The organism is Pseudoduganella sp. GW821-FHT12E03 (assembly GCF_058807115.1).
Genome location: NZ_JBXAQJ010000002.1, coordinates 785,518 through 797,652 on the forward strand (window position 1 = coordinate 785,518; position 12,135 = coordinate 797,652).

Annotated in this window: 7 protein-coding genes; 4 read left to right on the forward strand and 3 right to left on the reverse strand. The window is 58.6% G+C overall.

From position 1 onward, the window contains the following. The first annotated feature begins 66 nt into the window (after positions 1-66). The 3 genes from AC1RRC_RS07150 to gntR all read left to right on the forward strand — a co-directional run bounded on the left by AC1RRC_RS07150 (position 67) and on the right by gntR (position 3,208). Complete coding sequence (locus tag AC1RRC_RS07150) at positions 67-1,101, forward strand: substrate-binding domain-containing protein (RefSeq protein ID WP_493054567.1); 1,035 nt, start codon at positions 67-69, stop codon at positions 1,099-1,101. A gap of 93 nt (positions 1,102-1,194) precedes the next feature. Further along, a complete protein-coding gene (locus tag AC1RRC_RS07155; RefSeq protein WP_493054568.1) occupies positions 1,195-2,112 on the forward strand; it encodes a substrate-binding periplasmic protein in 918 nt (305 codons plus the stop codon). Between the two features lie 67 nt (positions 2,113-2,179). Next, positions 2,180-3,208, forward strand: a complete 1,029-nt coding sequence (gene gntR / locus AC1RRC_RS07160; RefSeq protein WP_493054569.1) for an HTH-type transcriptional regulator GntR — start codon at positions 2,180-2,182, stop codon at positions 3,206-3,208. A gap of 231 nt (positions 3,209-3,439) precedes the next feature. On the opposite strand, the gene AC1RRC_RS07165 is transcribed toward gntR, so the two are convergent. From AC1RRC_RS07165 to AC1RRC_RS07175, 3 genes are all read right to left on the reverse strand, one after another. Continuing rightward, positions 3,440-5,803, reverse strand: a complete 2,364-nt coding sequence (locus AC1RRC_RS07165; RefSeq protein WP_493054570.1) for a GH36-type glycosyl hydrolase domain-containing protein — start codon at positions 5,801-5,803, stop codon at positions 3,440-3,442. Next, positions 5,800-7,107: an MFS transporter gene (locus AC1RRC_RS07170; RefSeq protein ID WP_493054571.1), complete on the reverse strand. Its 1,308-nt coding sequence runs from the start codon at positions 7,105-7,107 to the stop codon at positions 5,800-5,802. Before AC1RRC_RS07170 ends, AC1RRC_RS07165 begins: the two co-directional genes overlap by 4 nt. Positions 7,108-7,280: 173 nt before the next feature. Continuing rightward, positions 7,281-10,277 (reverse strand): TonB-dependent receptor domain-containing protein, encoded by a 2,997-nt coding sequence (locus AC1RRC_RS07175; protein ID WP_493054572.1) that lies wholly within the window; start codon positions 10,275-10,277, stop codon positions 7,281-7,283. A 1,108-nt stretch (positions 10,278-11,385) separates the two neighbouring features. Between AC1RRC_RS07175 and AC1RRC_RS07180 the strand changes: the two genes are divergently transcribed. Next, positions 11,386-11,901 carry a gluconokinase gene (locus AC1RRC_RS07180; protein WP_493054573.1) on the forward strand — a complete coding sequence of 172 codons (516 nt, stop codon included), beginning with the start codon at positions 11,386-11,388 and terminating at the stop codon, positions 11,899-11,901. The last annotated feature ends 234 nt before the right edge of the window (positions 11,902-12,135 follow it).

Below are 12,135 nucleotides of genomic sequence, written 5' to 3' on the forward strand. Positions count from 1 at the left end.
CTGCTACCGGCGGGGACGGCGACGCGCCCGTCCCGTTACGTTCCGCTGCATTTTTTCCTGGATACCATGTCGCTTAAATTAATCGCCCAAACCCTGGGCTTGTCCATCACGACGGTCAGCCGCGCCCTCAACGGCTATCCCGAAGTGTCTGAAAAAACCCGCAGCCAGGTGGTCGCCACCGCCAGGCGGCTGGGCTACAGTCCCAATGTATCGGCGCGCGGCCTGGTGACCGGCAAAATGGATGCGGTGGGCATGCTGTATCCGATCAGCAGCCGCACCTTGGGCGACCCTGCCTTCCTGAAAACCATTGCCAGTCTGGCCTGCCGGCTGGATCAGGAAGACATGGACCTGGTGATTTCGTCGGCGGCGGAAGAAGACGAGTTGCGCGCTTACCGGCGCATGATCGGGCGCCACCGGGTCGATGGCTTAATCGTGGCGCAGACCCTGGTGCGAGACCCGCGGCTGGAATATCTGCTGGAACAGCAGTTTCCCTTTATCTCTTACGGGCGGAGCCAGGGCTGTGATCGCTATCCCTGGTTTGATGTCGACAACCGCAGTGGCCTGAAGGCGGCGGTCGCACGCTTGCTGGCGTTCGGGCATCGCAAGATTGCCTTGATCAGCGCATCGCCCGCGCTGAATTTTTCTTCGCAGCGGCGGATCGGCTATCAGGAGGCGTTGACCGAGGCCGGTCTGGCGGTCAACCCCGCTTATCTCCTCGACGACGTCTTCGATCGCCGCAGCGGGTATCGCGCCATGATGCGCTTGCTGGCGCTGGAGCACGCGCCGACGGCGGCCATCGTTGAAAACGATCTTGGCGGCATCGGCGCGATCCGCGCGCTGCTCGATGCGGGGGGGGGTCCCGGCAAGGATCTGTCCATCATCACTTATAACGGCTTACCGCCCGATACCCTGCTCGGCACGAAAGTCACGTCGGTGGTGTTGCCCGACCCTGAGCAAATCGGGCGGCAATTGGCCGATATGACACTGGCGCTGTTGCGGGGGGCGGACTGGCGCACGCTGCAAGTGTTATGGCAGCCCCAAATCAAGGCAGGAATGTCTGACGGTCCTTGCCCGGCCGATAAACCGGCGGTGCGGCGCTGATGCAGCGTAAATTTCCCTTTACAAATGCTGGTCTGGTGCTAGATTGAGATTATATTGATAGCGCTATCACATTTGGCGCGCGCGGAGGCTGAAATGAAATACCTGCCAGCTCAGAGAATGCAAAGATGGGATTTGTTCAATAGTGTATTCCTGGTGAGCCTGCTCTTTGCATTATGCGCCGCGTCATGCGCCGCCACCCAGGTTGTCCAGTATCCCCGCGCGGAAAGCATCAAGGATTGTCGCAACGACTATAATGTGCAATTGCTGCAATTGGCATTAAAAAAAGCCGGCGCGTCCTACCAGTTGAAATTCACGTCGCTGTATATGCACCAGAGCCGCGCCCTGCTGGAGCTGGCGCGGCCGGACGGGCAGGTGGATGTGGTGGGCACCACCACCTCGAAGGAGCGTGAAGCGCAATTGCTGCCGATTCGTATTCCGTTGTCGAAAGGCTTGATCGGCTGGCGCCTGATGCTGTTGCCGAAAGCGGATGCCGAGAAATTCAAGGGCGTCAAGGGACTCAATGACTTAAAGACTTTTAGTGCGGTGCAAGGCCATGACTGGACTGATACGGATATTTTGCAGAAGAATGGGTTAAAGGTATTTGGCGTAGTCGGCTATTACAATATCTTTGATATGCTGATGATTAAGCGGGTAGATTATTTTCCGCGGGCGATTGCGGAAATATGGAATGAAGCAATGCGTGACCCGCGTAGCGCAATTGATCCGTATATTATCTTGCGCTATCCGTCCGCCGATTATTTCTTTGTAAATAAATCGAATGTGAAGTTGGCGGAAGAAATTCGCCGCGGCTTGGAAATCGCATTGGCCGATGGGTCGTTTGATAAACTGTTTTACGAATATTTCGCACCGGCCATACGGCTGGCCAAACTGGACAAGCGGGTCATCATCGATCTGGAAAATCCCACGCTCAGCGCGGAAACGCCGTTGGCCCGTAAGGAACTGTGGTTCCACGATGGCGATATCAAGAACTTCCTGCGCGCTGCGCCATAAGCCGGCACTGGCAGGAAAGCCGCGCAGACCGTACACTGACTTTGCCGACCAACTTCAATTATTCTGGATGAACCATCCTGCCAGGACCAAGAGCCGCGCCACCGGACGTGTGACGCTCGAAGCCGTGGCTGCCCATGCGGGGGTGGCGACCATGACTGCGTCGCGCGCCATCACACAGCCCGATATGGTGTCGTCCGTGCTGCGCGATCGCGTCAACAAGGCAATTGAAGAACTGGGCTATGTGCCCAACCGTGCCGCGCGTGCGCTGGCGTCGTCCAAGTCCAACGTGATCGTGGTGCTGGTCCCGTCGTTATCCAATGCGGTATTTACCGACGTGCTGATGGGCATACAAGATGCGCTCGGCCCTCACGGCTATCAAATCCTGATCGGTAACACGCGCTATTCGGATGCCCACGAAGAACGCTTGCTGAACGCCTATATGCAGTCCAACCCGGATGGCATCTTGCTGTCGAGCCTGTTGCACAGCGAGGGTGCGGAGAAAATCCTGGTCGGATGCGGCGCCCCCCTGGTGTCGATGATGGACTTGTCGACTGATCCCGAGCGGGCGTCGGTGGGGTTTTCCCAGGTCGAGGCGGGCTATAAAATGACGCGCCACTTGCTGGCCAAGGGATACCGCCGCATCGGCTACATGGGCGCACAGCTCGATGAACGCACCATGCGGCGGCGCGACGGGTATCGCATGGCGATGGCGGAAGCGGGCATGCTCGACCCGCTGCTGGAGCTGATGGTGGCGACGCCGTCCAGCATTGCCCTGGGGGCGGAGTTGCTCGAGAAAATGATGGCGACCATCGCGCGCCTGGATGCGGTTTTCTGTTGTAACGACGACCTGGCCCATGGGGCCATTTATTACTGCCAACGGCAGGGGATTGCCGTGCCCCGGCAAATGGCCATTTGCGGCTTCAACGACTTGCCGGCGTCAGCCTGGATGCATCCCTCGTGCACCACGGTGTCGACGCCACGTTATCAGGTGGGTTTCGAAGCGGCGTCCCTGCTGCACGCGCTGATCAAGGGTGAGCAGCCCAGCGCCCGGCATATCGACCTGGGCTTCACTATAATGCAACGCGAGAGTACCTGACGTCACGCCCGGCCCTGCAGGGAAACACCTTACAAAGCGGCCGTGGCAATGCCCGCGCGGATAGCGATCATAGCGCCAACATCGATACGCGAATTGGCGCCAAAATCAGACTACCCGTGCAATGTCGCTTGAACCGCCGCGTCCGAGGCCCCATTGCCCGAGTGTCGCGGATGCCGATGCGGTCAGTGTGGTGGTGCAGACCGGCGGCGCCTGCCGCCCCCGGCATTGTGACTATTCCGGCACACAAACATCCAGGATGTAGGTCTCGCCCGCGATAACTGGCGACACGCGGGCTTCCGGCAGCACTTGGCCCCCTTGCGACACGGTCATTTGCGCCACGTCCGCGCGGCGGACGTACATGACGAATTTGGCGCCACGGAACAGCCGCGTGACTTTCATCTGGTCCCAGGAGTCGGGCATTTGTGGCTGGATGCGCAGGCCATCGCCATCCCCCTGCAAACCGCACAGACCTTCGATGAAGCAGCGATACGCCCAGGAAGCCGTACCGGTGTTAAACAGGTGACTGGATCGGCCTGCGTGTTTCGGGTACTGGCGATAGGCGCCGCGGTAATAGTTGGGAATGAAAACGGGAAGCTGTCCGCGCTGCAGGTAGTCTTCTTCGCCAGGTCCCGGGATCATTTGCCGCAGCAGTTGGTAAGCGCGGTTGTTTTCGCCGGCAATATACAAACTAAAGATGTAAAACACGGCCGCATGGTTGTACACGGCGCCGTTTTCCGCAGAGCCGGGATGCTTTTGCGTCACCCGCCCAATGTCTTCTCGCATGCTTGAAAACGGTGGCGCGAACATCGCCACGCCATACGGCGTACTCAGTTGCGCATCGACCTGGGCCAGCATCTTCTCGCGCTGCTGAGGATTGGCGGCGCCGCTTAAAATCGACCACGCTTGCGGGTTGAGCCAGATTCGGCCTTCGATGTCTTGCCTGGTGCCGAAGGTCACCCCGTCATCGGTGATGCCCCGTGCATACCAGTCGCCATCCCACAGATGGCGGTTGGCGGCTTCGTTGATGGCGTCGGCGCCGCACCGGTACAACACCGCCATTTTCGGTTCACCATGCCGCGCGCAGATGTCGGCCCACAGATTCAAGGCGTAGGCCGTCGCGATGGTCAGCCAGCCGGACACGCCCTGTCCCTTGTAGCCGACCATGTTCATCGGATCGCACCAGTCGCCTTGCGCAATGTAGCTCAGTCCCCGCTGGTCACGCGCCCCGTCGAGCCAGTCCATCGCGCGGCAGATACGGGCAAACACCGTGAGCGCCTGGCCATCCGTGACGCCATGGACGGTTTCGTTCAGTAACGCGTAGTCGTCGGTCTCGTCGAGGTAAGACTTGATGCACACCGGCAACCATACGCAATGATCGGTATGCGGCACCTGGTTGATGTATTTCAGCTCGGCGCCTTCCGCCAGCAATATGCCGTCCGGCATGGCGCCATTGGCTTCCTGCTGTGACAGCGCATGCAGGAAGGCGGCGCGGGTGGTGGCCGGATGAATGTAGCTCATCCCCATATTGTCCTGCAGGTAATTGCGGGTCTGCGGATCCGTGGTCAGGCGGTTGACGTCGCCGTGGTAATACACTTGCCGCGCCAGCCAGTTGTTGACGAAATTGTCTAGCTCGGCATCCGGCGTTTCGATTTCAAGGCAGCCGCTGCCCATTTCGATATAGCATGCGTAATCGCTGCGGGCATTGGCAAAGGCGGCCTCGCTCAGGTGCTTGCTGCGCACATTGCGGATCTCGGCATCGTCGAACGCCGGGCCGAACAGGAAGCGGTAGGTGCGTTCTTCCTTCGGCTCCAGTTCGATACGGTATTGCACTGCCGCCGCGGGGCTTTCGTAGCGCGCTTCGCCGCGCCCCAACTCGGTGGTATCGAGCGAGGACGGCGCATGCAGTCCGCCTTCGCCCTCGAAATTTTGCAGGACGGTTTCCCACGAGGTCGGTTCGGTTTCGCACAGGAAGAACGTTTTGTCCTTAAAGTACTTGTTCTTGAAGTAGTCCGCGACTTTTTGGTATGGCGTCACACTGGTGGCAACGATGCCGCCCAGGTCCGCGCGGTATTCCGCGGACTGGTTCATCCACGACATGTAGCCGATCGGGAAGTAGGGATACACGCTGATGCGGCGCTTGTGGCCGGACAGGTTGGTGACCTTGACCGTCCAAAATTCCACCACGTCGTCAGTCGACAGGAACAGCGTCATCTCGATGCGGACACTCAGGTTTTCGACGATCCAGGCGACGTCGCTCTTGCCAACTGAAAAGCAGAAATAATCCAGCGGCGCCCGCGCCGGTTCATAGGGAACGGAAAAGAAGCGGCCGGACTCTTCATCTTTGACGTAAAGGAAACGGCCGGGATGGTGCGCATAGTAGTTTTGTTCCGGCTGCATGAACGTCTTGGCCTCGAGATTGGGCGCATGGGCGTACTTCGCGGGCTCCGGTTGCATGAATTGTGCGGTGGCATAGCCCCGGCAATTGACCTGGACCATCATCTTGCGATTCCATAGGAATGCGCCAGCCTTGGGCATGACAGTCGGGCTGGTTAATTCGTAACGGTCGCCGTTGTTGGTGGGATAGAGCGTGTTCATTTTTTTCGTGCCATCAGTTCGGTTTGAATTTGGTTCAGTTTGCGGCTGTCCAGCGTATAGAAAAACATCACCGCCACCGCGAGCAGTGCGAATAGGGCGGGAATCACGGACATCAGCCACACAATGCCACCTTGCGAGACGGCGGTTTGCGCGGCGTTCGGCACGTAGCCCATGGTTGTCAGCAGCGCGCCGATGACGGCAACCGCGATGGCCGTGCCGAGTTTTTGCGAGAACGTGGCGGCGGCGAACGTCAGTGCCGTGGCACGGCGACCAGTGCGCCACTCGTTGTAGTCCGCGGTATCGGCATACATGGAAAACGCCAGAGGCGACTTGGGGCCCAATACAAAGCCCATGGCAATCTGCGCCGCGTACATCAAGCCGATTTGATGCTGCGGGATAAAGTAAAAGGAAGCGGACAGCAGGGCGGTCATGCTCATGAGGATGATCAGCAATTTTTTCTTGTCGACGAAACGGGTCATTACCGGTGTCAGCGCCGCGCCTGCCGCCGCTGCGACCATATAGGCTGGAACAAAGGTGGCCAGCAGTTCAGGGCGCTGGACGTAGTATTTGAAGTAGTACACGGCGGTGGAGGTGCGCAAGGTGATGGTCACCATGATGATCAGTGACAGAAAAAACAGCACCACCCATGGTCGGTTATGCAGCAAGTCCCGGATGTCTTGCCGCAGGTTGGCTTGCTGCGCCGCCGGCGGTGCGATGCGCTCGCGGGTATTGAGAAACGTGATGGCAAACAGGACGGTTGCTGCGATGGCCCAGGCCACGATGGCCAGTTGCCACCCCCGCTGTTCGTTGCCGGCGCCAAAGAATTTGACCATGGCAGGTGTCGCTGCCGTCACAATGCTGCTGCCGGCAAAGGCGAAAATAAATCGCAAGCCATTGACCGTGGAACGTTCCTGCGTATTGCCGGACATGACGCCGGACAAGGCGTTGTACGGGATGTTGACACTGGTGTAGCACACCATCATGAGCAGGTAAGTTGCATAAGCCCAGATGAGTTTGCCGTCAGGTCCCAGGCCGGGTGTCGTAAACGTCAGCCCGGCGGCGCCAGCCAGTGGCAGCGACATCCAGACCAGATAAGGGCGGAACTTGCCATAGCGGGTCGTGGTCCGGTCGGCCAGCGCACCGATCATCGGATCCGTAAATGCGTTGATGATCTTGACCGCAAACAGCATGGCTGCCGCGGCACTGGCCGATATGCCGAACACGTCGGTATAAAAGAACAGCAAGAACGTCGCGATATTCGTCCAATAAAAATTGAACCCCATATCGGCGACGCCATAGCTCATCTTTTCTCGCCATGACAGGGACGCAGTGAGCACTGGGGTCGGTGGCGGTTGCATAGTCATAGGGATTGTAGATGATCTGGTGGTCAAAATGCCCCCGAAGTTGGGCCGTTAAATCGCTCCCCGGCCGCGAAAGCCGGACAGGGAGCGCTGCATGCGTGCCGCGTGGTCAAGCGTTAAAAGTCATAGCGCAGGCCAACCCGATACGTGCGGCCCAGCACATCGTACAACGCGGGGTTAATGCCGAAACCCGGGTTGGGTTGCGGCGCCGGCACGGGGTCGACATTGGCAATGTTGTCAATTTTGAAGAATGCCATCAGGTTCTTGGAAAACTTGTAGCTGCCGCCGAGGTCGACATAGAACGCACCCTTCATCTTGTTATCGGCAATGGTCGGGTGAATCAAGGTCGACACCGGGCAGTTGGTTTGGCATTCAATGAATTCATTGCTGTACACGCCTTTGCTGATCCAGCGCTCGCTCAGGGTCACGCTGATTTTGTCGTGATCCCAGGTCTGGGTCATCAGCCCCTTCCATTTGGGCGTCGCTCCCAGGTTGACGCCGGCGCCTTCGGTAGGGATGGTGCCGACGACGCCGGAGTTGGTGATGAAGCTCTTGGTGTGCGTCGCCAGCGCGCGCAACGTCAGGCGGCCCGGCAAACCCAGCGCGCTCAGGTTGGTCCGGTACGCAGCCTCGATGTCAAACCCTTTGTTGCGCAGCGACGCCAGGTTGAATGCCTGTACGGTAACGTAATTGCTGCCTGGCGTATTCAGTACCATCGCCTTGCAGATTTCCTGATTGCCTGCCACGCACAAGTCGACTTCCTGCTGGGCCGTCAGGGACGAGATGACATTGTTGACCTTGATGTCAAAGTAATCCACCGACGCACTAAAGCCGGGCGCCCACGATGGCTGGCTCAGTACCACGCCCAGCACCGTGTTGCGCGCAATCTCGGGGCGCAGCTGGGTGTTGCCGATGGTGCGCTGCTGGATTTGTACCGACGTGCCTTGGTAATTGACTGCATTGTTGACCACCACCGGCGCCGCAAACAGTTCGCTTAAATTCGGCGCCCGCACGTCTTGCGACGTCACTGCGCGCAGCATCAGGCCGCTCACGCCGGTTTTCCAGTTGGCGCCCAGCTTCCAGCTGTTGACGTAGCCCGACGTGCTGTAATGCGTGCGGCGCCCGGCCACGTTCAGGTTGGCGTCGCCCAGGCTGGCCGATTTGAGGACAGGGACATTGAGCTCGACGTAACCTTCCTTGACGCTATAAGCGCCTTGGCCATTGTGATAATTGCCGGCGTACCAGTTGTTGCCGACTGTGGCATTGAGTACCGGGTCAGCCGGATAGGCCGCGCTGTTCGGGCTGTCGGCCGACACGCCGTTACCGTAGGCGTCGGCGCGCACCGTATATTTCTCCTTGCGCCATTCGGCGCCCGTGGCAATGGCCACCGGACCGGCCCATGACGAGAACGGCTCGCCGTTCAGGTTAAAACTGACCACCTGCTGGGTTTGTTTGGCATGCTGCTGTGGCCCGTTGGCCGGCGCGATGTAGGCCCAGGCCGCTGGATTGATCGCAACGTTGCCGATCACGTTCAGCGGTACGCAGCCCGATGCGACGGCGGCCGGATTGCGGCATGCCACGGTGCCATTGGCCAGTCGCACCGCGTCAATCGCGGCAAGGTAGCGGTTATTCAGCGTGATGTCGTGGACGATGAGGTCCGTATCGTTGCGCCCATGCTGGGCATAGGCGTTGTAGCTCCAATCCTTGTTCAGCGCAGTAAAACGGCCTTCGGCGCCGAGCACGAAGCGCAGTTGGGTACGGGTCGGATGCACATTGATGTTGGCCGGGAAGATCGCATTGGCCGTGCCGTATTTGAAGCTGGTAATGTTATTCGCCGCACAGGCAGCCTTGACGCTGTCTGGCAGGAACGGGTTTTCGCACTGGATGTCGAGATTGCCTTGTTTGGCGGCGCCCGGATTCGGCGAGAACTGCGATGCGACTTGTCCATAATTCATGCTGGCAAAGATCGAGTTGTCCGGCGTGACGTCATAGCCAACCCGGGTATAGGCGACTTTGCGGGTCAAATCCATGCCCAGCGTGGTGCCGGCGCCGACGCTGCCGCTCAAATCGCCGCCGACGCAGAAAGGCGAGACGCAGTTGGTGACGGCGCCCGTACCGGTTGGTTTGCCGTTGGAACCGTATTGGAACTGATAGGGCTGGCCGTTATCACCGAATGCCGTGCCTTGCAGCGGGCCGCTCGTGATCAGGCCGTATTTCGAGTACTGGAATTGCTGTGCGTGCTCAATGAAGCGGTACTGCGGCTTGCCGTCATTGGTCTGGCCCAGCGGACGGACTTCAAAGGCAGGATTTTTGTACCAGGTCCGGCCATTTGACCCCACTTCGCCGAAGCCAGGGGAAGGCACGCCTTTCTCGCGGCCATATTCGCCGCTGACCACCACATGCAGCTTGTCGTCCATAAAGGAACTGCCCCATGCAGCCTGCAATGAGACGTTCCTGTCATCGCCGTAGGTGGTTTGGCCACCTTCGCCCTTGAACTTGAAGCCCTCGTATTTTGTGTCGGTAATAAAGTTGACCACGCCGCCAACCGCGTCCGAACCATAGGAGGCCGATGCGCCGCCGTTGACGACGTCGACGCGCTTGATCAGTAATTGCGGGAACTGGCTGACATCGGTGACGCCCGTGACGTTGGCGCCGACGACGCGCTGGCCATCGAGCAGGGTCAGGGTGCGGATCGGTCCCAGGCCACGCAGCGAAAGCGAACTCAGTCCCTGGATGCCGCTGCTGGTGCTGTTGGTGCTGGTCGTGCGGCCTGTGCTGCCTTGCAAGGCGGGCAGTTCGGCAATGGCATTGAACAAATTCGGCTTGGCGGATTTATCCAGGTCGCCAGCGCTCAGGGAACTGGTGGGGGTAGGCTGGGTAAAGCCACGCGAAACAATACGGGAACCCGATATCGTCACGACGTTGGTGACGAGCGCGTCCGCCGCCGGCGCAGGGGCGGCTTCCGGTACGGCCGCTTGGGCGCCTTTTGCGGTGTCGTTCTCCGGGGCCGACCCTGGGGTAGCCGATTGCTGCGCATAGCCTGGCAAGGCTAACCAGGCACAGGCGCTGGCCACTGCCAGGTTGATCAGGGTTCTACGGGCTGGGTTCTGCATGATGTCTTTTCTCCGTTTTTCTAATGTATTTGCTTTACGCTAAGTTCGAAGCGGCGTGAGGTGCACTCATCCCGCCTCTGCCAGTCGCGTGCACTGGCAAGCAAGTCTCGACCCATCGATCCGGGTGACGAGTGGCAAACAATTCGTTTCAAGCATTGGCCGGGCAGGCACCGCTCAGCCATGCACTGGTAGGGCAGGCACTGGCTGTGAAGCCAGTTCGCACGGTCGTGGTTGACCGCATCATTGACAGAACCGAGGGCGCCAGGCAGTGCTTGTAGTATTGCCTGACAACCATCCTTCACCAATCTTTATCGCAAACCGCAAGCCAATATGGTAGCGCTATCATAACTGCTTGTTTTGCCTAGATAGCGCTAACATCGATATCAGTATAGTAGCTTAGTCCGTTTCTTTGTAAAGCCACTTTTTATGTTGCAATGCAGCACACAAGACGCTGCTGAGTATGCGCGATACTGTGATTTGGTCCGCTGGCGCTATAGGCGTGCGCATGCATGCAGAGAAAATTTGCACTTGCAGCATAAAGTTTTTCTATGTTTTTCATTTCGTGCTGAAAAACGCCAAAAAAGTCGAAAACATTCATTTATATACGTTTTGGAAGTGTTCGAAACGTTTTGGGGGTTGTGGTGACGGATCTTGTGCGGTGATTGCGAAGTTGGTGCGGCCGAACTCTGCTTCGGCCTCCTTGGCAAGCGCTTCGTAAAATGCCTGACAATATTTTTTGTCGCCAGGTTGCGTCGTGGTGGTGGCCTGTTGCTGCTGGCACTGTTCACATCGGCAAAGTCCAGTGCATGGGTCGGACGATTCGGTAGTAGGGGGTATGCTCATCTTCAATCAGGGGCAAGCCATCAGGCCGGTTAGGACTGTCCTAACGGTTGCCGCGTTTAAACGAGGCAAAAGTGGCTTTTGGTGCGCGAAATCAAAACGTTATGAACTTTACCCAAAACGTTATGGATTGTAAATGTATTTTTCCATGCCTCCCTTCTGGAAGGGCGATCGCGCACAAGTTTTCCTTTACAACGCTGTACTAATAGCTAAAATGCAGGTTTCTGATAGCGCTATCAAACTCGTCAAACTTTGATAGAAAAATCATATGAAACATATCAAACAGTCAAGCCGGTGGGTTGTCATGGGCGTCTGCGGCAGCGGAAAAAGCGAGGTTGGTGCTCGCGTGGCCAAAGCCCTTGGTGCAGCGTTTATTGAAGGAGATGATTTTCACTCGCCGGCCAATGTCGCAAAAATGGCGGCCGGCATTCCGCTGGACGACACGGATCGCGTGACCTGGCTACAGTTGCTGCGCGATGAAATTGCCGCCGCGTGCAGGCGCGGTGACAGCTTGGTGGTGTCATGCTCAGCGTTGAAGCAGCGTTACCGCGATGTCTTGCGCGCGGGCGATCCTGCGCTGGGCTTTGCCCATCTGCACGGCGAGCGCGGAGTCATCGCTGCCCGACTCGCGAAGCGCAAGGATCACTATATGCCACCTGCCTTGCTGGACAGTCAGTTGCTGGCGCTGGAGCCCCTGGTGCCGGGCGAAGCGGGGATGACGCTGGATGTGGCGGCCAGCCCAGAGCAGTTAGCCAGTGCGATTCTCGCGGCTGCACAAAGCTAATCCGGCCGGCCGGCAGGTCGCGCAGCGCGACATCCCGCAGCGTGGTGGAAAACGCCCGCAGTTCAATAGGCCCGGCCGTGTTGGTCGGTATCTGGGCAATGAAGCCGATCTTTGTGTTGAACAGGGCAAGGAAGTTCGCACCATCCGGCCCCCGGACCGACAGCCTCCCGGCGATGCCGCATAATTGCTTGCGGTGAGATGGGGAATTGGTCTTGCAGGATTTGCGCATCCTGC

Bases quoted from the DNA above. Each gene is read 5' to 3' on its own strand.
- AC1RRC_RS07155 (WP_493054568.1), top strand. From the start codon at position 1,195: ATGAAATACCTGCCAGCTCAGAGAATGCAAAGATGGGATTTGTTCAAT.
- AC1RRC_RS07150 (WP_493054567.1), top strand. From the start codon at position 67: ATGTCGCTTAAATTAATCGCCCAAACCCTGGGCTTGTCCATCACGACG.
- gntR (WP_493054569.1), top strand. From the start codon at position 2,180: ATGAACCATCCTGCCAGGACCAAGAGCCGCGCCACCGGACGTGTGACG.
- AC1RRC_RS07175 (WP_493054572.1), bottom strand. From the start codon at position 10,277: ATGCAGAACCCAGCCCGTAGAACCCTGATCAACCTGGCAGTGGCCAGC.
- AC1RRC_RS07170 (WP_493054571.1), bottom strand. From the start codon at position 7,107: ATGAGCTATGGCGTCGCCGATATGGGGTTCAATTTTTATTGGACGAAT.
- AC1RRC_RS07165 (WP_493054570.1), bottom strand. From the start codon at position 5,803: ATGAACACGCTCTATCCCACCAACAACGGCGACCGTTACGAATTAACC.
- AC1RRC_RS07180 (WP_493054573.1), top strand. From the start codon at position 11,386: ATGAAACATATCAAACAGTCAAGCCGGTGGGTTGTCATGGGCGTCTGC.